The organism is Polaromonas sp. (assembly GCF_016185115.1).
In the GTDB taxonomy this organism is placed as follows: domain Bacteria; phylum Pseudomonadota; class Gammaproteobacteria; order Burkholderiales; family Burkholderiaceae_C; genus Polaromonas.
The window spans coordinates 342,452-365,836 of the sequence record NZ_JACPOF010000029.1; the positions used below are offsets into that span (position 1 = coordinate 342,452).

Consider the following 23,385-nt stretch of genomic DNA (forward strand, 5'->3'; position numbering starts at 1 on the left):
AGCCGGACATCGAAGATTTGACGTATACAGCAAATTTTTAACGTAAACGTTAAAATAAAGGCAAATGTTAACTTGCAACTTAACATTTGATTGCTTGCGGGCCGGGGAAACGGAAAATCATGCCAAAAATGGTTTTTAAATGGTCATTTTCAGGCATAAAAACGGCTGCAGGCCAATAAATACGCACGTGAGCAGCTATTAATAAAATAGCAAAAAAGTGCGCTCAGCGCTTCAGCAGCTTGCGCACCTTGAGCCCCGCAATCCACAGGGCTGAAAAATACAGCACCGCTGAACACACCAGCACCGCTGCCAGCAGGCCTATGCGCTGCAGGGCGGCGCTTTTCAGGCCCGTCCAGTTCACATAGCCGGCAGACCAGACCAAAAACACGGCCAGCAAGGCACTGGCAGCGACTACCTGCAGCACAAACTTCACCCAGCCCGGCGCAGGGGTGTAGCTGCCCCGGCGGATCAGACCGACCAGCAGCAGCAGCGCATTGATCAGCGCGCCAATGCCTATGGCCAGCGCCAGCCCGGCGTGGGCAAACAGCGGCACAAAGGCCATATTCAGCAACTGCGTGATGACCAGCACCAGCACGGCAATCTTCACCGGCGTGCGGATGTCCTGGCTGGCGTAAAAGCCCGGTGCCAGCACCTTGATGGCGACCAGCCCCAGCAGGCCGGCACCGTAGCCCATCAGGGCCGTCGTCGTCTGCTGCACGTCGCGGTCGCTGAAGGCGCCATAGTGATACAGCGTGGCGACCAGCGGCTGCGAAAACGTCAGCAGCGCCACGGCGCAGGGCACGGCCAGCAGCACGACGATGCGCAGGCCCCAGTCGAGCATGGCCGAGTAGCGTTCGGCATCGTTGGCCGCCTTGGCGGCAGCCAGTTGCGGCATCAGCACCACGCCTATGGCCACGCCCAGCATGGCAGTCGGGAACTCCATCAGCCGGTCAGCATAGGTCAGCCAGCTCACGCTGCCGGGTGTCAGGTGCGATGCAATCTGGGTGTTGATGAGCAGTGAGATCTGCGCCACGCTGACGCCCAACAGGGCCGGCACCATCAGGCGGGCGATGCTTCGTGTGGCCGGGTCGGCCCAGGCGGCGCGCATCACCGCCCAGCTGAACGAGATTTTCGGCAACAGCCCGAGGCGCAGCAGCGCCGGCACCTGCACCGCCAGCTGCAGCACGCCGCCCAACATCACCCCGGCGCCCAGCGCGTAAACCGGCTCCATGCCATGGGCCTTGAACCAGGGCGCGCCCAGCCAGGCGGCCACGATCATCGACAAATTAAGCAGCACAGGCGTCGCCGCCGGCACCGCAAACCGCCGCCAGGTGTTGAGCACGCCCGACGACAGCGCCACCAGCGACATGAAGCCGATGTAGGGGAACATCCAGCGTGTCATGAACACGGCCGCCTCAAAACCGCGCGGGTCCTGCTTGAGGCCGCTGGCCATGGCCCAGACCAGTACCGGGGCGGCGGCAACACCTGCCACACAGGTCAGCAACAAGGCCCAGGTCAGCAAGGTGGCAACCCGGTCAATCAGCAGTTTGGTCGCTTCTTCCCCGTTTTGCGCCTTGCTGGCCGCCAGAACCGGCACAAACGCCTGGCTGAACGCCCCTTCGGCAAACAGCCGCCGGAATAGGTTGGGGATGCGAAAAGCCACATTGAAGGCGTCGGTCATGGCGCTGGCGCCAAAAGCCGAGGCAATCAGCAGTTCGCGCATCAACCCCGTAATGCGTGAAACCAGGGTCAGGAGGGAAACTGTGGAGGCGGCTTTGAATAAGGACACCGGGGGAGTTTAGCGGGGGGCGGCTTCCTCGCCGGAGTGAACCTCAAACGAAGCCGGGTTTTCGCAAGCTCGAGCCGTGGAACCGGCTTTGCCGGGCCGCAGGCGGACGGCCCCCTCGGGGGGGAGGGGTTATTGGGGTCAGACACCAATTTCGCTGCGGTGCGCGCACCGCCCTCGAAGGGCAGCCGGAGGCTGGCGAATTTGGGCTCTGACCCCAAAAACCCCGGGGCGCTATAATCATGGGCTTCGCTTTTATTCATCCACAGACTCCTCCCAGGATCAAAGGAAACTATTTATGGCAACCGCCAAACCCAAGAAAAAGAACCCGCGCCTTGCGTCGGGCCGCAAACGCGTCCGCCAGGACGTCAAACTCAACGCCGCGAACACCTCGCTGCGCTCCAAATACCGCACCGCTGTGAAGAACGTTGAAAAAGCCGTTGCAGCCGGTGACAAGGACAAGGCCAAAGACCTGTTCGCCAAGGCCCAGAGCATTGTGGACACCGTTGCCGACAAGGGCATCTTCCACAAGAACAAGGCAGCGCGCGACAAGTCCCGCCTGTCGGCCAAGGTGAAAGCCCTGGCACTGGCCCCAGCAAAGGCCGCCTAAGCAATTAGGCAAAACAGCCCGGAAGGCTTCTCTTAAAAAGAATCTTCCGCCGTTTTGTAGGGTGCGCTGAAAGCGAAGTCAAAAAAGCCGTCGAAAGACGGCTTTTTTGTTTTCGCTTCCAAGTGATGGATAGCGGCTCAGGCCTTAGGTACGTCTGGGATGAGGCAAGCCTCGGCCACCTGCAACTCATTGTCTTTGGCAAAGTTGATGACAAAGTCCCAGGCCATGGGCTCGGCATCGCGCAGTTCGGCATTAACGACCACGCACTTCACGCCATTGACGACTGTGGGCACGCACCATGGCGAGTAAGTGAGGTGACTGCCCGGCTGGGGGCCGCCGGGGCGGAAATGGCTCATCACGCCACACAACCTGTCGGCCCAGTCGCTGGGCCTGAAGGTTTTGCCGTCTAGGGTAACGCCCTGGATAAAGACTTCTTTGGCGGAGTTGGAGACCATCTGATGGAGGGTTTTTGCGTGCCGTGGGGGTGGGATACCGCCCCTTGTTGCAGCGCACAACGATTGTATCTTATATAAGACTGACTACTGGTTTATGCAAGCGGTACCGACCAATGTTCGCTTCATTGCTGTGATGAGTAATCGTCACAAATGCACTGTATCTATGCGCCTAAAATCAAAGCCAGCCCGCGCTTTGTTGCGGGTTTGCTTTTTCACCGAACAGCACCGGAGTTTTGAATGACCGCAGCACCGTCCAAGCACATAGAAGCCGCCTCCCCCCACGTGATGAACACCTATGGCCGCCTGCCCATCGCGTTGTCGCACGGCCAGGGCTGCCGCGTCTGGGACGTCAACGGCAAGGAATACATCGATGCGCTGGGCGGCATTGCCGTCAACACCGTGGGCCACAACCATCCCAGGCTGGTGCCGGCGCTGCAGGACCAGATCGGCAAGCTCATACACACCTCCAACTACTACCACGTGCCCCTGCAGGAAGCACTGGCCAAAAAGCTGGTCGAGCTCTCAGGCATGGAGAACGTGTTTTTCTGCTCCACCGGGCTGGAGGCCAATGAAGCCGCCCTGAAGCTGGCGCGCAAGTTCGGCCATGACAAGGGCATAGACCGGCCTGAAGTGGTCGTCTATGAAAAAGCCTTTCATGGCCGCAGCATCGCCACACTGAGCGCCACCGGCAACCCAAAAGTACAGGCCGGCTTCGGCCCGCTGGTTGAGGGTTTTATCCGCGTGCCGCTCAACGATGTGGATGCGCTCAAGAAGGCGACAGCTGGCAACAGGAATGTCGTGGCCGTGTTTTTTGAAGCCATCCAGGGCGAAGGCGGCATCCACAGCATGACCGACGACTACCTGCGCGATGTACGCAAGCTGTGCGACGAGAACGACTGGCTGCTGATGATCGATGAAGTGCAATGCGGCATGGGCCGCACCGGCAAATGGTTTGCGCACCAGTGGGCCGGCATCAAGCCCGATGTCATGCCGCTGGCCAAGGGCCTGGGCTCCGGCGTGCCGGTGGGCGCGGTGGTCGCAGGCCCCAAGGCCGCCAAAATTTTCCAGCCCGGCAATCATGGCTCCACCTTCGGCGGCAACCCGCTGGCCATGCGCGCCGGGCTTGAAACGATTGCCATCATGGAAGAAGAAGGCCTGCTGGCCAATGCGGTCAAGGTCGGTGAGCACATGCGCGCCACACTGGGCCATGCACTCGAAGGCGAAACGGGCCTGAAGGAAATCCGCGGCCGCGGCCTGATGCTGGGGATTGAACTCAAGGTGCCCTGCGGCGAGATCCTGTCACGCGCGGCAGAAAAAGGCCTGCTACTCAGCGTGACTGCAGACACCGTGATCCGCATGGTGCCGTCGCTGACCATGACAACCGCCGAGGCCGATGAGGTCGTGGCCATCCTGGTGCCGCTGATCAAGCAGTTTTTGAAAGAAAAAGCATGAACGCGCCTGCAAAACCCATCAAGCATTACCTTCAGTTCAGCGACCTGACTGCGGACGAATACGCTTACCTGTTCGAACGCGCCGCGCTGATCAAGAAAAAATTCAAGGCCTACGAAAAACACCAGCCGCTGGTGGATCGCACCATGGTCATGATTTTCGAGAAGGCGTCCACGCGCACCCGCGTGAGTTTTGAAGCCGGCATGTACCAGCTCGGCGGCACCGTGGTCAACCTGACCACGGAAGGCAGCCAGCTGGGCCGTGCCGAACCGATTGAAGACAGCGCCAGGGTCATCAGCCGCATGGTCGACATCGTGATGATCCGCACCTACGAGCAGGACAAGATAGACCGCTTTGCCGAGCATTCGCGGGTGCCCGTCATCAACGGCCTGACCAACGAGTTTCACCCCTGCCAGATCCTGGCCGACATCTTCACCTACATCGAGCACCGTGGATCCATCAAGGGCAAGACGGTCGCGTGGATAGGCGACGGCAACAACATGGCCAACACCTGGCTGCAGGCCAGCGAAATCCTGGGCTTCAAGGTGCACCTGAGCACGCCGGGAGGCTATGAAGTCGACCAGTCGCTGGCGGGCATACGCTCGGCGGAAAGCTACAAGGTCTTCAAGGACCCCATGGAAGCCTGCGCCGGCGCCGACCTTGTCACCACCGATGTCTGGACCAGCATGGGTTACGAGGCTGAAAACGAAGCGCGCAAGAAGGCTTTTGAAGACTGGTGTGTGGACACCGAGATGATGAAGGCCGCCAAACCGGATGCGCTCTTCATGCACTGCCTGCCCGCGCATCGCGGCGAAGAAGTGGAGGCTGACGTCATTGACGGACCGCAGTCTGTGGTGTGGGATGAGGCTGAAAACAGGATGCACGTGCAAAAGGCACTCATGGAGTACCTTTTGCTCGGGCGGCTCGCATGAAATGCGGGACGACGGCGCGCCAGCGCCGGCATCATGTTTCGGTGCGGGCTCATGTGCGCAACGCGCACGTTAAGCAGCCAACGGCTGCGTGCCGGAACCAAAATCGCATGCACGTGCAGAAGGCACTGATGGAGTATTTGCTGCCGGGCAAGCTTGCCTGAACACTGCGTTCAAATGACGGTCCAGGCAGCGGCGCACCCATGAACTTCAACACCCTGGACCTCAACCTGCTGCAGGTGTTTGACGCCTTGATGCGCACGCGCAGCGTGACGCTGGCGGGTGAAAAAATCGGGCTGTCGCAATCGGCTACCAGCAACTCGCTGCAGCGCCTGCGCGATGCCCTGGGCGACCCGCTTTTCGTACGTACGCCCAAAGGCATGGAGCCCTCGCCCCTGGCCATGGAACTCGAGATCCCCATCCGCAACACGCTGGACCAGTTGCGCGACACCCTGCAGCGCACCCGCGTTTTTGAACCTTCAACGGCCACACACACCTTCAGGCTGCTCCTCAGCGACATCGCGCAGCAGCAGCACATGCCGCTGATGGTGTCTGAAATGCGCAGGCAGGCGCCGGGGGTCACGCTGGAGACCATGGCGCTGCCCCTGCGCGAAGCCAAACAGGCGATGGTGGACGGTGAACTGGACCTGGCCATGGGCTTCCTGCCGGACCTGGGGGCGGACTTTCACCGCCAGTCCCTGTTTGCAGAAACCTGGACCTGCGTGGTCAGCAAGGACCACCCTACCATAGGCGAGACGCTGACCGAGGCCGAATACATCGCCGCGTCGCACATCTCCTATCACCCCGCGGTGTCCATTCATTCGGTGCTGGACCAGTTGCTGGTAGCCCAGTTCTCGTCCAAAGGCATCAAGCGCAAGATCGGGCTGTCCGTGCCCTACTGGATAGGCCTGGCATCGACCATCGCCGCCTGCGACCTGATATTGACGGCGCCGGTCGGTCCCGCGCTGTCCATGACCCGGCTGGCCAACGTGCGCATCGTCCCCCTGCCCTTCGACCTGCCGAAGATCGATCTCTGCATGCAGTGGCACGCGCGCATGCACCGCGACCCGGCCAACCAGTGGTTTCGCAACCTCTGCTCTACAAGCTACCGCGTTCGCTAGCCGCCACCTTCCCTTTGCCGCCACCGCCTCGCTGGCGTCTGTCACAGCCGCAAATCGGGCGCGTCGATTTGTACTATGGACCCAATCCATTTGATTCCGTGGCTCGCCCATCCTACGATCACGCCTCGACACGTCAGGCTGGTCCATCAGCCGCGGCACGATCAATACAACAAGCGGACTGGAGACAAAACATGCGACCGAATTTTTACGGACTGGCGTTGGCAATGCTTGCAGGCCTTGCCAGCACCCTTGCAGCCCCGGTGCTTGCGCAACAAGCGGCCTATCCCGCCAGGCCGATAAAACTGGTCGTCGCTTTCGCCGCGGGCGGCATCGCCGATTCAGTGGCGCGGCAGATCGGCGTCAAGCTCAGCGCCCGGCTGGGCCAGCCTGTGGTAGTTGAAAACCGCGGCGGCGCAGGCGGCAATATCGGCGCAAAGACGGTGTCAGGCGCCGAGCCCGATGGCCATACGCTGCTGGTGACCACAGCCGCGCTTGCCGTCAATGCCAGCCTTTACAAAAGCCCGGGGTACACCGTGACGGACTTTGTGCCCATCGCGCTGGCTGCCTCGACCCCTAACCTCTTCGCCACCAATGCAGCCAACCCGGCCACCAGCCTGAAAGACCTGGCGCGTGATTACAAGGGTCGCCAGTTCACGTACTCGACGGCAGGGATTGGCAGTTCATCGCACCTGACGGCCCACTACGTCTTCAGGAACCTGCTGGGCATGGATGCCGTGCATGTGCCCTACCAGGGCGGTGCACCTGCGGTCAATGCAGCCGTCGCTGGCCATGTCGATCTGGTGAGCGTCTCCATGCCGACGGCGATGACCAACGTCAAGGCCGGCCGCCTCAAGGGCATTGCAGTTGCCAGCCTCAAGCGCGTCGACGCATTGCCCGGTGTTGCCACCGTCGCTGAATCAGGCTTTCGTGACTTTGAAGACAGGTCCTGGGTGGGCGTGCTGGCACCGGCAAAAACCAGTCCCGACATCGCGCGCCGCCTGAATGCAGAAATCAACGACATCATCCGCCAGCCCGACATGCGCGAGCAACTCGCCGCCGTCGGCTTTGAGCCCTCAACCGGATCGACCACCGAATTTGCGGACTACCTGAAATAGGAAGTCGCGAAATGGTCAGACATCGTCAAGACCACCGGCTTCACCATCAACGACTGAATCCCCTCATCCCAACTACTGACTGAAAGCACGCATGCAGGAACTCCAGGAACGGCAAGCCGCCGCCACAACCCCCACACTTACACCGGCCACACCGGCAGCCTTGCCCCAGCACCGTGACCTCTACTACGCAGGCGCATGGCACAAGCCCCGGGGCGGTTACCTCGATACATTGAACCCCGGCACCGGCGAATCGCTGGGCCCCTGCGCAGAAGCCAACACCGCCGACATCAACGCGGCCGTGGCTGCAGCGCACAAGGCCTTCCCCCAGTGGAGCCGTACCAAACCCGCCGACAGAGCCGTCATGCTGCGCAAGGTCGCTGCCATCCTGCGCGACAACGCGACAGAGCTGGCCATGCTGGACGCCGTCAACTGTGGCAACCCGGTAGCCGAGATGACGCGTGATGTGCTCAATGCCGCTGCACAGTTCGATTTTTTTGCCGGCCTAGTCACCGAACTGAAAGGCGACACCATGCCCATGGGCGAAGGCGTCGTGAACCTGTCGGTGCGTGAACCCTTCGGCGTCGTCGGCCGCATCGTGGCCTACAACCACCCGCTGATGTTCACCGCAGCCAAGAGCGCCGCGCCGCTGGCTGCCGGCAACACCGTCATCATGAAGCCGCCCTACCAGGCGCCCCTTTCGGCCTACCGCTTCATGGAGCTGATAGACGGCATATTCCCGCCCGGCGTGATCAGCATCATGAGCGGCGGCACCGAGTGCGGCAGCGCACTGACGGCGCACCCCGATGTGCCCTATGTGTCACTGATCGGCAGCGTGCCGACCGGCCGCGCAGTGGCCAGATCCGCCGCTGAAAAACTCAAGCATGTCTCACTGGAACTGGGCGGCAAGAACCCCTGCATCGTTTATGGCGATGCGGACATCGAGCGCGCCATCAAGGGCGCGATTGCGGGCATGAACTTCACCTGGTGCGGCCAGTCATGCGGTTCGACCTCGCGGCTCTTTCTGCACGAATCCATTCATGACGAAGTGGTGGCGGGCATCCTTAAAAAGATAGGCCACTACAAACCCGGCATCCCGACCGATCACGCCACCACCATGGGCGCCATCGTCTCGCGCGCGCAGCAGCAAAAAATCATGGGTTACATCGAGCTCGCCCAGAAGGAAGGCGCGACGCTGGCCTATGGCGGAAAAATACCTTCAGCCCCGGAACTGCAGGGCGGCTTTTACGTCGAGCCCACTGTTTTCACCGGCGTGTCGCAGGATATGAGAATTGCCAATGAAGAGGTTTTTGGCCCGGTACTGTCGGTGATTAAATGGAGCGATGAAGAAGCCATGTTCGAGCAGGTCAACCGTGTCGAGTACGGCCTGACCGCCGCCATCTTCACCAAAGACCTGGCAAAAGCGCACCGCACCGCATCACGCGTGCAGTCGGGTTTTATCTGGGTCAACAACGCAGGACCACATTTTCTCGGCACCGGTTATGGCGGCTACAAACAGTCGGGCATAGGCCGTGAAGAATCGATTGAAGAACTGCTGTCGTTCACGCAAAGCAAGAACATCAACATCACGCTGTAATTTTTTAAACAAGAAGGAGACACCATGAAACATTTCATCAAGCACGTCATTGCCATCGCTGCTGTGGCCCTGCTGCCCGTGGCGGCATCGGCACAGGCCTGGGCGCCGACCAAAGCCATCACCTTTGTGGTGCCGGTTGCACCCGGCTCCAGCAATGACCTGATCGCCCGCATGCTGTCCGAAAAGCTGCCAGCGCGGCTCGGCCAGCCTGTGATTGTGGACAACCGCCCGGGCGCCAGCGGGCTGGTGGGTGCGTCCAGCGTGGCGCGCTCGCCTGCTGACGGTCACACCATCGTCATCGTGCCAAGTGACGTGTACATGGCGCCCATCCTGTCGCCCAGGGCAGGCGGCGCCAATTTTGATGTGATCAAGGATTTCACGCCCATACTCACCGCGGGCAGCGCGCCGGTGCTCATCGTGGCGAGCCCGTCCATCAACGTCAAGACGCCGCAGGAGCTGGTCGCCTACCTGAAGAAAAACGGCGCCACCAGCTATGGCAGCCCCGGCACCGGCTCACCAATGAACATCGCCGGTGAAATGCTCAAGCGTTCTACCGGCACACAACTCAACCATGTGCCTTACCGCGGTGTGTTGCCGGCCGTCAATGCCGTGCTGGCCGGCGAACTGCCGATCTCCATTGTGGCGCTGGCAGGTGCCGCACCACACATCGCGGCGGGCAAGCTGGTGCCTGTCGGTCTGGTGGAAAACAAACGGTCAGAGCTGATCCCCACGCTGCCGACCATGACGGAATCCGGTGTGCCCGGCGTCGAGACCGCAGTGTTCTTCCAGATCCTCGCACCTTCCGGTACACCAGCACCTGTCATCCAGCGCCTGAACACTGAAATCAATGCCATCCTGGCGACACCGGACTTCAAGGACAAGCTGCGCGGCATGGGCGTGCAGATCGCCGGTGGCAGCTCTGCCGATGCGGCAAAGCTGGCACGCGACACCTACGCACGCAACCAGCAGTTGGTCAGGGAACTGAAGATCACGGCCGAGTAAGGCCTGGCCCGGCAAGCGACCGCTTAGCCGGTTTTCAGGTCCAGCCTGACCTTGCTGACCAGGACGGCATCCTGGTCGCAGTAGACCCAGTCACCGGCCTCAAAGCGCACGTCGCCAAACTCAAGCGGTTCGCCTTTCACTGATGGTCTGGGCTCGCGGCTCCTGAGCGCCGTGACGCCCAGCGCCTTCACACCCAGGTCCAGTTCCCTGAGCTTGACGGTGTCGCGGACGGCACCGTTGACAATCACACCGGCCCAGCCATTGCGCACCGCAATCGCAGCCAGCCTGTCGCCGAAGACGCCGATGCGCAACGAGCCACTGCAGTCCACGACAAGCACGCGGCCTTCACCGGCCGTGCTGACAACTTCGTCTATGGGCCTGTGGTCCTCGGCCTGCAGTGGATAACACGGGCCAAAGAAACAATCACGCCCGCCGAAGTTGCGCCACTGCAGGTTGACGACCTGCGCGTCGAGGTTGGCGTCTGAGAGATTGGCAGTAGAAAACACGTTTAGCCGCGCCCCACAAACGGCATCTTCGTCGCCATGATGGTCATGAACTGAACATTGGTCGACAGTGGCAGCGAGGCCATGTGCACCACGGCATCGGCCACTTCGGTGGCGTCCATCATGGGTTCGATGGCAATCTCGCCATTGGCCTGCGGCACGCCCTTGGCCATGCGTGCAGACAGCTCCGTCAGCGCGTTGCCGATGTCGATCTGCCCGCAGGCGATGTTGTACTTGCGGCCGTCAAGAGAGATTGATTTGGTCAGCCCCGTGATGGCATGTTTGGTGGAGGTGTAGGGGGCAGAGTTGGGCCGGGGCGCATGCGCCGAGATGGAGCCGTTGTTGATGATGCGCCCACCTTGGGGCTGCTGGTCTTTCATCATTTTGAAAGCGCCCTGCGCACAGAGGAACGAGCCGGTCAGGTTGACATTGACGATGTTCTGCCAGTGCTCGAAGTCAATGTCTTCAAAACCCTTGCCTATACCGCTGACGCCGGCGTTGTTGAACAGCACGTCGATGCGGCCAAACTTTTCGCCAATCCGGGCGAACAGCGCGTTTACCGATTCCGGATTGCCCACATCGGTGGCAACGGCCAGTGCGCGGGCCGAACCCGACTCTTTGGCAACCGATTCCAGCAACTCCATGCGCCGGCCTGCCAGCACTACGCTGTAGCCTTCGCGTAAAAAGGCCAGCGCCACCGCCCTGCCTATGCCGGTGCCGGCACCCGTGACGAGTGCGACCTTGTTGCTGTTCCTGTCTGGTGAAGCCATTGCAACCTTGTCTTTTTGGGGATGACGAATTGTGCCCCAGCGCTGTTTCCCACTGGCCCGGCCCGCTACCTTCCCTGCACACCTGAAAGGTGCACACCAGTTTGCCGAATCGGCAGAACCGGAATTTGAGGATTGCTACAACCAATTTGCTATAAATTCAATAGCTGCTCACGTGCGTATTTATTGGCCTGGAGGCCGATTTGATGCCTGAAAACAGGTATTTTTGGCTGTTTTTCAGCTTCCAGCGAGCGAAATCCAGGCCAAAAAGGCAAAAAGTTAATACAGGAGTTAACTTTTTGATATTTTTTAACGTATACGTTAAAAATTGCCCGCCTTAGGCGCCGCGCCGTACAGCCAGGGCATGTCCAGCAGCTTTTCACCCAGCAGCTTCATCGACAGGTCACGCCCCCAGCGCAGCAGGCCGCTGGCGTGAAAGATGCGCGCGTTGCGCAGGGCTCTGGCCTGCACCAGGCGGTTGCGCTGCCAGCGGTTGAGTGCGTAGCGCTGCAGCATGGTCGGCACTTCAAAAGCCGGGTCGCGCGCGACGGCAAGCACATGGCCCAGTTCGGCCGCATCTTCAATTGCCATGCCTGCGCCCTGGGCCAGGTAGGGCAGCATGGGGTGCGCGGCATCACCGAGCAGCGCCACACGGCCCAGCGCCTGTTGCCAGGCGCCCTGCATGGGCTGGCGGTCGCAAAGCTGCCAGACGCGCCAGCCCTGCAGGGTGGCTACCAGGTCCTGCAGCGGGGCGCAGGCACCTGCGGTGGCGGCGCTGACGTCGGCGGCGTTGGCTTCATGGTCCCAGGGGTCGGTGCCGTCGGTGACTTCACCTTCAAGCAGCGCCACCACATTGAGCCAGTCGCCGCCGCGCACCGGGTACTGCACTATGTGCATGCGCGGGCCCAGCCAGGCAGTGACGTTGTTTGATCGCAGAGCTTCGGGCAGATCGGACTGCTTCATCAGCGTGCGGTAGGCCAGGTGGCCGGTACGGCGCGGCGCGCCATCGCCCAGCAATTGCTGCCGCACCGCACTCCACAAGCCATCGGCGCCTATCAACACATCGCCTTCCACATCCAGCGCGTCAGCGGTTTGTGCAGACACGGCCTGCGGCGTCTGGCTGAAGCCCTGCAACGCACGGTCGGTGTGCAGGCGGGTATCGGTCTGGTGGACAGCATCGAGCAGCACGCCGTGCAGGTCGGCGCGGTGCACGGTGGCGTAGGGCGCGCCGTAGCGGGCAGCGATGGTCTGGCCGAGGGGCAGTTCACCCAGCAGTTCGCCGGTGATGGCACTGCAGACCTGCAGTTTCTCCGGAAAGGCGGCGACTTCAGCCAACGCAGAAGCGAGGCCCCAGCCATGCAGCACTTTCGTCACGTTCGGCCCCAGCTGAATGCCCGCGCCGACCTCGCTGAATTCAGGCGCTTTTTCAAACAGGCGAACGTCCCAGCCGCCGGCACGCGATATTGCCAATGCCGAAGCCAGCCCCCCGATGCCGCCGCCGGCAATCAGGGCTGACTGATGACCCCCACGGTCACGCACTGCGTGTCGCTCCCTGCCCCCCAAGGGGGCTAATTTTTCTCGGGGCGGCCCAGCGAAAAATGGACCCTCTCATGCCGCCAGAAGCTGGCGCAGGACGTAAGGCAGGATGCCGCCGTTGCGGTAATAGTCGACCTCGATGGGTGTGTCGATACGCAGCGTCACCACCACCTCCTGGCGTGAGCCGTCGGCGCGGGTGATGATGACTTTTGCGTCGCTCTGCGGCGTGAGCTTCTGGTCGGGAATGACGTCAATCGTTTCAGTGCCGTCCAGCTTGAGGTGCTGCCACGATTCGCCATGCTTGAACTGCAGCGGCAGCACGCCCATGCCGACCAGGTTGCTGCGGTGTATGCGCTCAAAGCTGCGCGCCACCACAGCCTTGATGCCGAGCAGCTGCGTGCCTTTGGCAGCCCAGTCGCGTGACGAACCGGTGCCGTATTCTTCGCCCGCAAAAATCACGGTGGGTGTGCCTTCGGCGATGTACTTCATGGCCGCGTCATAGATGAACATTTTTTCACCCGACGGCTGGAACAGCGTCACGCCGCCCTCTTCACGCGAACCGCTGGCATCCGGCGGGATCATCAGGTTCTTGATGCGCACATTGGCGAAGGTGCCGCGCATCATCACGTCGTGGTTGCCGCGCCTTGCGCCATAGCTGTTGAAGTCGGCTTTCATAACGCCGTGCGCCTGCAGCCACTGGCCTGCAGGCGACGACGCCTTGATGGAGCCGGCCGGCGAAATGTGGTCGGTGGTGATGGAATCGCCAAACAGCGCCATCACGCGCGCGCCATTGACGGCCACGCTGCTTTCCGCACCCACAGCCATGGTGAAGTCTGCAAAAAACGGCGGCTCGGCGATGTAAGTGCTTTTTGGCCAGGTGTAGGCATTGCCCTTGACGCCCTTGATCTTTTCCCAGAGCTTGCCCGGCTCGGACTTGACCTTGGCGTAATTCTCGCGGAAGGCCTTGCCGTTCATGGCGAACTTCAGCAGCTTCTGGATTTCTTCAGTGGTCGGCCAGATGTCGCCAAGGTAAACATCCTTGCCGCCTTTGCCCTTGCCAACTGGCTCGGTCATCAGGTCGCGCATCACCGTGCCGGCAATCGCATAAGCCACCACCAGCGGAGGGCTGGCCAGAAAGTTGGCCTTCAGGTTGGGATGGATGCGCGCCTCGAAATTGCGGTTACCCGACAGCACGGCCGCGCACACCAGGTCGCTCTTGGTGATGGCTTCATTCAGTTCGGGCGTCAGGTCGCCGGCATTGCCTATGCAGGTGGTGCAGCCGTACCCCGCCAGCGCAAAGCCCAGCTTTTCAAGGTAAGGCAACAGGCCGGTTTCGGTCAGGTATTCGGTCACGATGCGTGAGCCGGGCGCCAGCGAAGTCTTGATGTGCGGCTGCACCTTGAGCCCCGCCTCGACCGCCTTCTTGGCCAGCAGGCCGGCCGCCAGCAGCACGCTGGGGTTGGAGGTGTTGGTGCAACTGGTGATGGCGGCGATCAGCACATCGCCATTGCCCACGGTGATGCCTTCTGCCGATTGCGACGCCGGTGCTGCGGGTGCGACCGCAGTCGCGTTGCTCGTGGAGTGTGCATGCGCCATGGTCGGCCGGTTGCCCTCCATCTCGACCACTGTTCTTGCCGCGCCCACGGGCGTGGGCGGCGCGGAAGGCAGCGTGTCAAGCCGTCCATCGTCGCTGTGGCGCACCTGATGGCGAGTCTTGAGCATGCCTTCAGGCTGGTTGAAACCGTTTTCCGAAATGGGCTTGCTGTAGAGCGACGAGAACTGCGTGGCCACGTTGCCCAGTTCAATGCGGTCCTGCGGGCGCTTGGGGCCGGCCAGGCTGGGCGTCACATCACCGAGGTTGAGCCTGACCACCTGCGAGTAGTCGATGTCGCCGGCCTTGGCCACACCAAACAGGCCCTGCGCCTTGAAGTAGGCCTCGAAGGCCTCGATCTCGGCCTTGGTGCGGCCGGTGCCGACAAAGTAGTCGATGGTTTTTTCATCGACGGGGAAGAAGCCCATGGTGGCGCCGTACTCGGGCGCCATGTTGCCAATCGTGGCGCGGTCGGGTAGTGACAGCGTACGTGTGCCTTCGCCAAAAAACTCGACAAACTTGCCGACCACTTTTTCCTTGCGCAACTGCTCGGTCACGCGCAGCACCAGGTCAGTGGCCGTCACGCCTTCGCGCAGGCGGCCGGTCAGCTCAAAGCCGACCACGTCAGGCGTGAGGAAATAAACCGGCTGGCCCAGCATGGCGGCTTCGGCCTCAATGCCGCCGCAACCCCAGGCCACGACACCAATGCCGTTGATCATGGTGGTATGGCTGTCGGTGCCGACCAGTGAGTCGGGGTAATAGACGTTGTCTGCCGTCCTGTGCACGCCGCGCGCCAGGTACTCAAGATTGACCTGGTGCACGATGCCAAAGCCCGGCGGCACGACGCCAAAGGTGTCGAAGGCCTGCATGCCCCATTTCATGAATTCGTAACGCTCGTTGTTGCGCTGGAACTCCAGCTTCATGTTCAGGTCAAGCGAATTCTTTTTGCCGTAGTAGTCGACCATGATGGAATGGTCCACCACCAGGTCGACCGGCACCAGCGGCTCGATCTGCTTGGGGTTCTTGCCCAGCTTGACAGCCACGCTGCGCATGGCCGCCAGGTCAGCCAGCAGCGGCACGCCGGTGAAATCCTGCAGCACGACACGCGAGACGACAAAGGGGATCTCCTGGGTGCGGGCGGCGTTGGGCTTCCAGTTGGCGAGCTCGGCCACATGCTCTGCCGTCACGCGTTTGCCGTCGCAATTGCGCAGCACCGACTCCAGCACGATGCGCATGGACACCGGCAGGCGGGACACGTTGGGAAACTGTTTGGCCAGCGCCGGCAGCGAGAAAAGGTTGCCGGTCTTGCCGGATGCCGTCTTGAAGGACTTGAAGGTCGATTTGAAAGCGTGACCGGCGGGGGCGGAGGATTTGGGTGGGGTGGGGGACTTGGCCAAGGCAGACTCCTTTTTATTGAACCACAACCCCCATTCTGTCATTGGGCGCCCATCAGGGCGATATCAACCGCGCTTAACCCAACCACCACGTGCGTTATTCGCTTTCACAGGTAGCCCTGGGGACCTACCAGGCAGGCTGCAAGGCGGTGCGCCTGAGGCCGAAATACTGCAGTTCTGCCAGCACGGCCACCGTCAGCGCCTGCATGATCACATAGGCCGCACCAAACACTGTGGGCTGCACACTGCTGCTGACCAACAGCAATACACCGGCAGCGGCCCAGCCCACATTGCCAGCCACCAGCAACCAGACCACATTGCGCGGCGTGGGCTTGCGGGTGGACACAAAGGCCACAGCGGCCGCATAGACCAGCAAAAACTCGCCGGTCCAGGCCAGCAGCGATGCAGGCAGGCGAAGCAATTCCGCCATCTGCGCCGGAAATGCCACCTGCAGCAGGCCGCAGGCGACGCAAGACAGCGCATCAACCCGCAAGACATTGCGCATGAAGTTGGGATGTGAAAAGACAGAGCTGGAAGACATTTAAAACTCCTTGAAATGATGACAGCCGGTGGGAGGAGGTGTGGCGCATCGGGCCGTCAGGCGCTGCGTCATGGCGCAAATCATGGATGCCATGCACGCCAAAAGCCATGACGCGGGAGGTAATGGAAGGCATGCCGAAGCGGCCTTACCATGTCGGTATGAGTGCATCCACCCACCACAGCCGCCCTGCCGCGCGCAGCACACCACAGGCCTTTGGCGACCACCTGCGTCACTGGCGGCAGCACCGGCGCCTGAGCCAGCTTGACCTGGCGCAGGAGGCCGATATCTCTACCCGCCACCTGAGCTTTGTAGAGACCGGCAGGTCGGTGCCCAGCCGCGAGATGGTGATGCGCCTGACAGAGCGCCTGGACATTCCGCTGCGCGAGCGTAATGCGCTGCTGGTGGCTGCAGGCTATGCGCCCATGTACCGCGAACGCCCGCTGGCCGACCCGGCGCTGGACGCAGCACGGCAGGCGGTGGAACTCATACTCAAAAGCCACGAGCCCTACCCTGCTCTGGCAGTTGACCGGCACTGGAACCTCATCGCCGCCAACCGCATGGTGGCACCATTGATGGCAGGTGCCGACGCATCACTTCTGCAGGCGCCCATGAACGTGCTGCGGATGAGCCTGCACCCCAAAGGCATTGCAGGCAACATCGTCAACATCGTGCAGTGGCGCACCCATCTTTTCGAGCGCCCGCGGCAGCAGATTGCCGCAACGGCAGACCCAGTGCTGATTGAACTTCTGGCAGAACTCAAGGCTTACCCTGTGCCAGCAAGCGCCAGCGCTGATACGCTGGATGGCGAACACGCGGGCGTGGTGATGCCTTTGAGATTCCGCACACCGCATGGCGTGCTGTCACTGATCAGCACCACCACCATCTTCGGCTCACCCGTTGACGTGACCCTGCAGGAACTGGCGCTGGAAACCTTTTTTCCAGCCGACGATTTCACACGGCAGGTTTTGCAGTCGCTGTGAGGACTATGTGAGTGATGCCGCTGTCGGTCATGACTGACAGCCTGCGCCGTCCACCGCTGATGCAGGGGCACTGGAGCGCATCCTAGAGTGAAACATCAACCACTCAATCAATGGAGCAAACCAATGAGCAGCAAGACCGACCAGCACACCCTGTGGGACCTCATCAAGGACATCAAGTTCGGGATGCTGACGCACCGCCACGCCAACGGCGAACTGCACAGCCACCCGCTGACGACGCAAAACAAGTCGGACGACGAAGGTGCGAACCTCTACTTTTTCATTTCCCGCAAGAGCGAGCTGGGCCAGCGCATCCTGCAGGACGGCAATGTCAATGTCTCTTATGCAGACCCCGGTGACGACAGCTATGTGTCGGTTTCAGGCACGGCCACGATTCTGGAAGACCAGGCCAAGAAGGAAGCTCTTTTCAACGCGATAGCGAAAGCATGGTTTCCAGGCGGCGCGACCGACCCTGATCTGGCACTGTTGCAGGTAGCCATAGGCCATGCCGAGTACTGGGACGTCAGCGACAGCAAGATGGTGCAACTGGCCAAAATGGCCAAGGCGGCCATCACGGGCGAGCCGCCGAAAAAACTCGGTGAACACAAGGAACTCAGTGTTTCCTGAAACCCTGAAGTAAGAGAAAACAGTCCATGACTTTTCTCACCTTCAACAAGGCAACTGACCCCACAGCCCCGGACGATCTGCGCATCAACCCGGAGGCTGTGCTGTTTGTGGAAGCTTCCCGCGCCGACCTGCTCGGCCAAACCACCATTCAACTGCTGGGTCAGGGTACTGTGGTCAATGCGGTCACCGAATCTGTGGGTACGGTAGTGAGTTCAATTGCCGCTGGGTTGAAAAGCCCAGGTTTGGTAGGTGCGATGCGGCACTACCTTGCAACGACACCCGAGGATGGGGCCAGCACTGTCTATATCGCGCCGGGCAACGTGAGTTATGTGCGCCCGAATGTGCCCGAGACGCACGACTTCTGGTATGTACGTTTTGTAGACGGGTCGGAATTGCGGATTGTCGATCCGTTGCCTGCGGGTTTGTAGCCCACGCCGGCCGAAAAAAGGCCTTGCGACAATCGCGAGGCCTTTTTTGCATCTGTGATTCGCGCTCTGAAACTGAAGTTGGCCCGAGTGCGCGAATGACGCATTAGAACTACAACTATTGATCCCCAAATGGGAACATGATAGAGTTCACCGATGCGGGTTATTGCTTTAAGCACACTTCGTGACTTCTGGGTAAAACATCCAGACGCATTGGAGCCACTGAGTGCGTGGTACGCCATTGTCAGCCGCGTCCATTGGGCATCACCCTCAGAGGTGAAAGCAGCCTATCGCAACGCCAGTTTTGTAGCAGGGAATCGCGTAGTTTTTAACATCAAGGGGAACGACTATCGGCTGGTGGTGGCGATGCACTACAACCGCCAGATCGCTTACATCCGCTTTGTAGGAACCCATCGTCAATATGACCAGATCAACGCCGTTACCGTGTGAGGACATCATGAATATTCACCCCATCCGTACCAAAGCAGATTACCGCGCCGCCATGCAACGCATAGATGCAGTGTGGGACGCAAAACCAAAATCGCCTGAAGCTGACGAGTTGGAGGTACTCAGCCTGCTGGTCGAAGAGTATGAAAAAAAGCACATCACAGTCCCGAAAGTAGATCCGGTCAGCCTGTTGCTGCATGTAATGGAAGCGCGCCAACTAAGCCGCAAAGACCTGGAGCCCTACATAGGCTCACGCGCCCGCGTCGCCGAAGTTCTTAACCGTGTGCGTCCCTTGTCACTGGAAATGATTCGGCGTTTGTCAGCGGGGCTTGGTTTGCCTGCAGATTTGTTGATTGCTGGGTATGAGTTACGGCAGGTGGCTTGAAACTGCTCAGTATTGCGACAGCCATCCATTGAAGCCTCACTCTTTCTATACGTATGCAATTCGAACTAGAGCCACATCATCGGGATTTAACAAACGAACAACTACTCGACGAGTTAAGGCGTGTGGCCGTGTTCTTGAAACGAAGCACCGTAACGATTGACCAATTCAACGAACATGCAAAATTTCACAGTACAACGCTCGCCCGACGCTTTGGATCTTGGTTCAAGGCTCTTGAAGCGGCAGGTCTAGAGAAGTCCCGGAATTTACACCTAACAAATGAGCAGTTGTTCGAAAATCTCGTTACGGTCTGGCTTAAGCTTGGCCGTCAGCCCAAATATCAAGACCTTACAAAGAACACTTCGTCGTTCTCCGCTGGAACTTACGAGAAACGATTTGCTACTTGGCGAAGAGCGCTAGAGGCATTTGTTGCGTGGGCCAATGAAGGAGCTTCTCCTGAGATGGCCTCGAAAAGCGTCATCCAATCGCAGAATCACCGTACCCCACGAAATATCAACTGGCGGTTACGCGCCTTAGTGCTGATGCGAGATGGTGCACGATGCCAGCTATGCGGTGTTGAGGCGCGAAATGGTGCCACGCTTCACGTGGATCACATAAGGCCATGGAGTGAGGGCGGTGAAACGGTTTGTGAAAATCTACAAATTCTTTGTCACGTTTGCAATATCGGGAAAAGCAATCTTTTTCCTTCAAAAACTTAACTCCGATATAAAAATGAGTATCGAACACGTCTGTGTCGCGTGACAGATAGCGTACGAATTTTCTAAATCGTTAGTAATGAAAAAGCGGCCCGAAGGCCGCATTTTCATTTGTGTGGTGTTGATATAAAAATCAAGCCGCCACACCATCCTTGACTGTATCTGCCATATCGGTGTAATCCTTGACCTGGTCGAAGTTCAGGTACTGATAGATCTGGTCGCTGGATGCGGTCAGCACGCCCATGTCGCTCATGTACTCGGCCTTGGTCGGGATGCGGCCAAGCTTGGAGCAGATCGCAGCCAGTTCGGCAGAACCGAGATACACATTGGAGTTTTTGCCAAGGCGGTTGGGGAAGTTGCGGGTCGAGGTAGAGAACACCGTGGCGCCCTCTTTCACCTGCGCCTGGTTGCCCATGCACAGGCTGCAGCCCGGCATTTCCATACGCGCACCGGCAGAACCCAGAACGCCGTAATGGCCTTCCTCGGTCAGCTGCCTGGCATCCATCTTGGTGGGCGGCGCCATCCAGAGCTTGACGGGAATGTCGCGCTTGTTTTCGAGCAGCTTGGACGCTGCGCGGAAATGGCCGATATTGGTCATGCAGCTGCCGATGAACACTTCGTCGATCACGGCGCCGGCGACATCGGACAGCGTCTTCACGTCATCAGGGTCGTTCGGGCAGGCCACGATGGGTTCGTGGATGTCGGCGAGGTCGATCTCGATGACGGCTGCGTATTCGGCATCTGCGTCGCCCTTGAGCAACTTCGGGTCTGCCAGCCAGGCTTCCATGGCGGCGATGCGGCGGTTGATGGTGCGAACATCGGAGTAACCCGAAGCAATCATCCACTTGAGCATGGTGATGTTGCTGGTGATGTACTCAATGATGGGTTCCTTGTTCAGGTGAACCGTGCAGCCGCCGGCAGAGCGTTCTGCGGATGCATCGCTGAGTTCAAACGCCTGCTCGACCTTGAGGTCTGGCAAGCCTTCGATTTCAAGAATGCGGCCCGAGAAGATGTTCTTCTTGCCCTGTTTGGCCACCGTCAGCAGGCCTGCCTTGATGGCGTAGAGCGGAATGGCGTTGACGAGGTCACGCAGGGTGATGCCGGGCTGCATTTCGCCCTTGAAGCGCACCAGCACCGATTCTGGCATGTCCAGCGGCATGACGCCGGTGGCTGCGCCAAAAGCCACCAGGCCGGAGCCCGCAGGAAAGCTAATGCCGATGGGGAAACGTGTGTGGCTGTCGCCGCCGGTGCCGACGGTGTCGGGCAGCAGCATGCGGTTAAGCCAGCTGTGGATGATGCCGTCACCCGGGCGCAGCGGAATGCCGCCACGGTCGCTCATGAACTCGGGCAGTTCGTGGTGCATCTTCACGTCGACAGGCTTGGGGTAAGCCGCCGTGTGGCAGAAGGACTGCATAACGAGGTCTGCGCTGAAACCGAGACAGGCCAGGTCTTTCAACTCGTCGCGCGTCATCGGGCCAGTGGTATCTTGCGAACCCACAGACGTCATTTTTGGTTCGCAATAGGTACCGGGGCGAACGCCCTGGCCTTCTGGCAGGCCAACAGCACGGCCAACCATCTTCTGCGCCAGCGTGAAGCCGCGGCCGTTGTCTTCCGGTGCCACAGGCAAACGGAACTGTGTGGACACAGGCAGGCCCAGCGCAAAACGCGCCTTGGCGGTCAGGCCACGGCCAACGATCAGGGGAATACGACCGCCAGCACGCACTTCATCAAGCAGCACGTCGCTTTTCAGCTTGAACTCGGCAATCACCTTACCGTCTTTCAGGGCCTTGCCCTCGTAGGGGCGCAGCTCGATCACGTCACCCATGGCCATCTGGCTCACGTCGAGCTCGATGGGCAGTGCGCCGGAGTCTTCCATGGTGTTGTAGAAAATCGGGGCGATTTTCGAACCCAGGCAGACGCCACCGAAACGCTTGTTAGGCACAAAAGGAATGTCTTCGCCGGTGAACCACAACACGGAGTTGGTGGCTGACTTGCGTGAAGACCCGGTACCGACCACATCGCCCACATAGGCGACAAGATTGCCCTTGGCCTTGAGTTCTTCAATGAACTTGACCGGGCCGCGTTTGCCGTCTTCCTCAGGCGTGATACCGGGGCGGGCATTCTTGTGCATGGCCAGTGCGTGCAGCGGGATGTCGGGGCGGCTCCAGGCATCAGGTGCGGGCGAGAGGTCATCGGTGTTGATCTCGCCGGCGACCTTGAAGACCGTCAGCTTGATGGATTCAGGCACCTCAGGGCGGCTGGTAAACCACTCGGCATCGGCCCAGCTTTGCAGCACGGCCTTGGCGTATTTGTTGCCCTTGGCGGCTTTTTCCTGCACATCATGGAACTGGTCGAACATCAGCAGGGTGTTCTTCAGGCCGCTGGCGGCCTGCGTGGCCACACTGTCTTCAGCGTCGTCAAGCAATTCGATCATCGGGCTGATGTTGTAGCCGCCCAGCATGGTGCCCAGCAGCTGCGTGGCTTTTTCACGCGAGATCAGCGCGCACTTTTCAGTGCCGTGCGCCACCGCAGCCAGGTAGCTGGCCTTGACCTTGGCAGCCGCATCAACACCGGCAGGCACGCGGTGCGTGATCAGTTCAACCAGAAATGCTTCTTCACCCTTGGGCGGGTTCTTGAGCAGTTCGATGACTTCACCGGTCTGCTTTGCGGACAGTGGCAACGGCGGGATGCCGAGCACCGAACGTTCGGCGACGTGGTTGCGGTAGGTTTGCAGAAAACTGCTGGTTGTTTCGGCTGACATGCGGGCTTCTCCTGTAATCAAAATCGTGAGGGCAATGCTTTTTTTATTTGGCGGCAGTGGCAGTGGCAGCAGAAGCGGGCTTCACCGGCCAATCGAGCAGGCCTGGAACCGGGTTTTTCCTGAGGTCTTCCGCCATCGTCATCTGGACCGGGCTCATGCATTCGTCAGCAAGACGCGTGCCGAGTTTCTGGCTCATCAGCATGGACTTGTTGCCCAGCTGGATCCAGAGCGCGCCGCGACGCGGGTCTTCAAGACGGACGGCACCGGTACGGGCTTCAACCGGGTGCATGCTGAAACGCGCGCCCTTGGTCTGCACGACGAAAAAGCCGGGACGCTTTTCGCTTGCGGTGATGGTGACGCTGGCGCCCAGTTCACAGGGGATGACACCCACATACACGCGCTTGGCAATTTCCAGGTCGGCTTCGGTGAGCTTGACGTTCGGGTCATCGTCAATCGGCGTCACCTCTTCAACCGCCTTCAAGGCGGAGCGCCTGACTTCGGCGGGGCTTTTCTTTGCGGCTGGCTTGGCAGCCGGTTTGGCGGCGGCTTTGGCAGGAGCGGCAGGTGCCGCAGTTTGCGCCAGAACCACGGCAGGGGCAGCAAGAATCATTGCAGCGGTGAGAAAATTTTTCATGGGTGTCCTTGAAATGATCGGCA

Annotated in this window: 22 protein-coding genes; 13 read left to right on the top strand and 9 right to left on the bottom strand. The window is 60.3% G+C overall.

Annotated features, from left to right (window positions below; all coding sequences use genetic code 11):
* Nucleotides 1-223: 223 nt before the first annotated feature.
* Nucleotides 224-1,789: a murein biosynthesis integral membrane protein MurJ gene (gene murJ / locus HYX42_RS20405; protein WP_293406586.1), complete on the bottom strand. Its 1,566-nt coding sequence runs from the start codon at nucleotides 1,787-1,789 to the stop codon at nucleotides 224-226.
* A gap of 295 nt (nucleotides 1,790-2,084) precedes the next feature.
* Between murJ and rpsT the strand changes: the two genes are divergently transcribed.
* Nucleotides 2,085-2,396: a 30S ribosomal protein S20 gene (rpsT, locus tag HYX42_RS20410; protein WP_007864125.1), complete on the top strand. Its 312-nt coding sequence runs from the start codon at nucleotides 2,085-2,087 to the stop codon at nucleotides 2,394-2,396.
* 137 nt (nucleotides 2,397-2,533) lie between these two features.
* Here rpsT and HYX42_RS20415 read toward each other — a convergent pair whose 3' ends face one another.
* Nucleotides 2,534-2,851, bottom strand: coding sequence for a DUF3579 domain-containing protein (locus HYX42_RS20415; RefSeq protein WP_293406590.1), 318 nt, complete (start codon nucleotides 2,849-2,851; stop codon nucleotides 2,534-2,536).
* Nucleotides 2,852-3,088: 237 nt separating this feature from the next.
* On the opposite strand from HYX42_RS20415, the gene HYX42_RS20420 reads away from it, so the two are divergent.
* The 6 genes from HYX42_RS20420 to HYX42_RS20445 all read left to right on the top strand — a co-directional run bounded on the left by HYX42_RS20420 (nucleotide 3,089) and on the right by HYX42_RS20445 (nucleotide 10,061).
* A complete protein-coding gene (locus HYX42_RS20420) occupies nucleotides 3,089-4,303 on the top strand; it encodes an aspartate aminotransferase family protein (RefSeq protein WP_293406592.1) in 1,215 nt (404 codons plus the stop codon).
* A complete protein-coding gene (gene argF / locus HYX42_RS20425) occupies nucleotides 4,300-5,232 on the top strand; it encodes an ornithine carbamoyltransferase (protein ID WP_293406594.1) in 933 nt (310 codons plus the stop codon). Before HYX42_RS20420 ends, argF begins: the two co-directional genes overlap by 4 nt.
* Before the next feature lie 200 nt (nucleotides 5,233-5,432).
* Nucleotides 5,433-6,350, top strand: a complete 918-nt coding sequence (locus HYX42_RS20430) for a LysR family transcriptional regulator (protein ID WP_293406596.1) — start codon at nucleotides 5,433-5,435, stop codon at nucleotides 6,348-6,350.
* A 191-nt stretch (nucleotides 6,351-6,541) separates the two neighbouring features.
* Entirely contained in the window at nucleotides 6,542-7,465 is a 924-nt protein-coding gene (locus HYX42_RS20435; RefSeq protein ID WP_293406598.1) for a tripartite tricarboxylate transporter substrate-binding protein, read from the top strand.
* A gap of 91 nt (nucleotides 7,466-7,556) precedes the next feature.
* Complete coding sequence (locus tag HYX42_RS20440; protein ID WP_293406600.1) at nucleotides 7,557-9,059, top strand: aldehyde dehydrogenase family protein; 1,503 nt, start codon at nucleotides 7,557-7,559, stop codon at nucleotides 9,057-9,059.
* A gap of 24 nt (nucleotides 9,060-9,083) precedes the next feature.
* Nucleotides 9,084-10,061, top strand: a complete 978-nt coding sequence (locus HYX42_RS20445; RefSeq protein ID WP_293406602.1) for a tripartite tricarboxylate transporter substrate-binding protein — start codon at nucleotides 9,084-9,086, stop codon at nucleotides 10,059-10,061.
* 23 nt (nucleotides 10,062-10,084) lie between these two features.
* Here HYX42_RS20445 and rraA read toward each other — a convergent pair whose 3' ends face one another.
* From rraA to HYX42_RS20470, 5 genes are all read right to left on the bottom strand, one after another.
* Entirely contained in the window at nucleotides 10,085-10,567 is a 483-nt protein-coding gene (rraA, locus tag HYX42_RS20450) for a ribonuclease E activity regulator RraA (RefSeq protein WP_293406604.1), read from the bottom strand.
* A 2-nt stretch (nucleotides 10,568-10,569) separates the two neighbouring features.
* Nucleotides 10,570-11,334, bottom strand: a complete 765-nt coding sequence (locus HYX42_RS20455; protein WP_293406606.1) for an SDR family oxidoreductase — start codon at nucleotides 11,332-11,334, stop codon at nucleotides 10,570-10,572.
* Between the two features lie 318 nt (nucleotides 11,335-11,652).
* Nucleotides 11,653-12,870, bottom strand: coding sequence for an FAD-dependent monooxygenase (locus HYX42_RS20460; RefSeq protein WP_293406608.1), 1,218 nt, complete (start codon nucleotides 12,868-12,870; stop codon nucleotides 11,653-11,655).
* 69 nt (nucleotides 12,871-12,939) lie between these two features.
* Complete coding sequence (locus HYX42_RS20465; RefSeq protein WP_293406610.1) at nucleotides 12,940-15,855, bottom strand: aconitate hydratase; 2,916 nt, start codon at nucleotides 15,853-15,855, stop codon at nucleotides 12,940-12,942.
* 124 nt (nucleotides 15,856-15,979) lie between these two features.
* Nucleotides 15,980-16,393: a hypothetical protein gene (locus HYX42_RS20470; RefSeq protein ID WP_293406612.1), complete on the bottom strand. Its 414-nt coding sequence runs from the start codon at nucleotides 16,391-16,393 to the stop codon at nucleotides 15,980-15,982.
* Nucleotides 16,394-16,551: 158 nt separating this feature from the next.
* On the opposite strand from HYX42_RS20470, the gene HYX42_RS20475 reads away from it, so the two are divergent.
* The 6 genes from HYX42_RS20475 (at nucleotide 16,552) to HYX42_RS20500 (ending at nucleotide 19,970) form a co-directional block, all read left to right on the top strand.
* Nucleotides 16,552-17,373 (top strand): helix-turn-helix transcriptional regulator, encoded by an 822-nt coding sequence (locus HYX42_RS20475; RefSeq protein ID WP_293406615.1) that lies wholly within the window; start codon nucleotides 16,552-16,554, stop codon nucleotides 17,371-17,373.
* 123 nt (nucleotides 17,374-17,496) lie between these two features.
* The gene (locus HYX42_RS20480; RefSeq protein ID WP_293406617.1) at nucleotides 17,497-17,997 is read left to right on the top strand and encodes a pyridoxamine 5'-phosphate oxidase family protein; all 501 of its coding nucleotides are present in this window, start codon (nucleotides 17,497-17,499) and stop codon (nucleotides 17,995-17,997) included.
* A gap of 26 nt (nucleotides 17,998-18,023) precedes the next feature.
* The gene (locus HYX42_RS20485; protein WP_293406620.1) at nucleotides 18,024-18,425 is read left to right on the top strand and encodes a hypothetical protein; all 402 of its coding nucleotides are present in this window, start codon (nucleotides 18,024-18,026) and stop codon (nucleotides 18,423-18,425) included.
* A 153-nt stretch (nucleotides 18,426-18,578) separates the two neighbouring features.
* On the top strand, nucleotides 18,579-18,872 hold the full coding sequence (locus HYX42_RS20490) for a type II toxin-antitoxin system HigB family toxin (protein WP_293406622.1): 294 nt from the start codon (nucleotides 18,579-18,581) through the stop codon (nucleotides 18,870-18,872).
* 7 nt (nucleotides 18,873-18,879) lie between these two features.
* Nucleotides 18,880-19,254 (top strand): transcriptional regulator, encoded by a 375-nt coding sequence (locus HYX42_RS20495; RefSeq protein WP_293406624.1) that lies wholly within the window; start codon nucleotides 18,880-18,882, stop codon nucleotides 19,252-19,254.
* 53 nt (nucleotides 19,255-19,307) lie between these two features.
* Nucleotides 19,308-19,970: an HNH endonuclease gene (locus tag HYX42_RS20500; RefSeq protein WP_293406626.1), complete on the top strand. Its 663-nt coding sequence runs from the start codon at nucleotides 19,308-19,310 to the stop codon at nucleotides 19,968-19,970.
* Between the two features lie 130 nt (nucleotides 19,971-20,100).
* Here the strand turns inward: HYX42_RS20500 and acnB are convergent, their stop codons facing one another.
* Together acnB and HYX42_RS20510 are read right to left on the bottom strand one after the other, a co-directional pair.
* Nucleotides 20,101-22,728, bottom strand: a complete 2,628-nt coding sequence (acnB, locus tag HYX42_RS20505) for a bifunctional aconitate hydratase 2/2-methylisocitrate dehydratase (protein ID WP_293406628.1) — start codon at nucleotides 22,726-22,728, stop codon at nucleotides 20,101-20,103.
* A gap of 43 nt (nucleotides 22,729-22,771) precedes the next feature.
* Nucleotides 22,772-23,362, bottom strand: coding sequence for a hypothetical protein (locus HYX42_RS20510; RefSeq protein ID WP_293406629.1), 591 nt, complete (start codon nucleotides 23,360-23,362; stop codon nucleotides 22,772-22,774).
* Nucleotides 23,363-23,385 lie beyond the last annotated feature (23 nt).

What these genes read in the sequence shown, in the direction of transcription:
- rpsT (WP_007864125.1), top strand. Translation starts at nt 2,085, where the DNA reads ATGGCAACCGCCAAACCCAAGAAAAAGAACCCGCGCCTTGCGTCGGGC.
- HYX42_RS20415 (WP_293406590.1), bottom strand. Translation starts at nt 2,851, where the DNA reads ATGGTCTCCAACTCCGCCAAAGAAGTCTTTATCCAGGGCGTTACCCTA.
- HYX42_RS20420 (WP_293406592.1), top strand. Translation starts at nt 3,089, where the DNA reads ATGACCGCAGCACCGTCCAAGCACATAGAAGCCGCCTCCCCCCACGTG.
- argF (WP_293406594.1), top strand. Translation starts at nt 4,300, where the DNA reads ATGAACGCGCCTGCAAAACCCATCAAGCATTACCTTCAGTTCAGCGAC.
- HYX42_RS20430 (WP_293406596.1), top strand. Translation starts at nt 5,433, where the DNA reads ATGAACTTCAACACCCTGGACCTCAACCTGCTGCAGGTGTTTGACGCC.
- HYX42_RS20435 (WP_293406598.1), top strand. Translation starts at nt 6,542, where the DNA reads ATGCGACCGAATTTTTACGGACTGGCGTTGGCAATGCTTGCAGGCCTT.
- HYX42_RS20440 (WP_293406600.1), top strand. Translation starts at nt 7,557, where the DNA reads ATGCAGGAACTCCAGGAACGGCAAGCCGCCGCCACAACCCCCACACTT.
- HYX42_RS20445 (WP_293406602.1), top strand. Translation starts at nt 9,084, where the DNA reads ATGAAACATTTCATCAAGCACGTCATTGCCATCGCTGCTGTGGCCCTG.
- HYX42_RS20455 (WP_293406606.1), bottom strand. Translation starts at nt 11,334, where the DNA reads ATGGCTTCACCAGACAGGAACAGCAACAAGGTCGCACTCGTCACGGGT.
- HYX42_RS20470 (WP_293406612.1), bottom strand. Translation starts at nt 16,393, where the DNA reads ATGTCTTCCAGCTCTGTCTTTTCACATCCCAACTTCATGCGCAATGTC.
- HYX42_RS20475 (WP_293406615.1), top strand. Translation starts at nt 16,552, where the DNA reads ATGAGTGCATCCACCCACCACAGCCGCCCTGCCGCGCGCAGCACACCA.
- HYX42_RS20480 (WP_293406617.1), top strand. Translation starts at nt 17,497, where the DNA reads ATGAGCAGCAAGACCGACCAGCACACCCTGTGGGACCTCATCAAGGAC.
- HYX42_RS20485 (WP_293406620.1), top strand. Translation starts at nt 18,024, where the DNA reads ATGACTTTTCTCACCTTCAACAAGGCAACTGACCCCACAGCCCCGGAC.
- HYX42_RS20490 (WP_293406622.1), top strand. Translation starts at nt 18,579, where the DNA reads ATGCGGGTTATTGCTTTAAGCACACTTCGTGACTTCTGGGTAAAACAT.
- HYX42_RS20495 (WP_293406624.1), top strand. Translation starts at nt 18,880, where the DNA reads ATGAATATTCACCCCATCCGTACCAAAGCAGATTACCGCGCCGCCATG.
- HYX42_RS20500 (WP_293406626.1), top strand. Translation starts at nt 19,308, where the DNA reads ATGCAATTCGAACTAGAGCCACATCATCGGGATTTAACAAACGAACAA.
- acnB (WP_293406628.1), bottom strand. Translation starts at nt 22,728, where the DNA reads ATGTCAGCCGAAACAACCAGCAGTTTTCTGCAAACCTACCGCAACCAC.
- HYX42_RS20510 (WP_293406629.1), bottom strand. Translation starts at nt 23,362, where the DNA reads ATGAAAAATTTTCTCACCGCTGCAATGATTCTTGCTGCCCCTGCCGTG.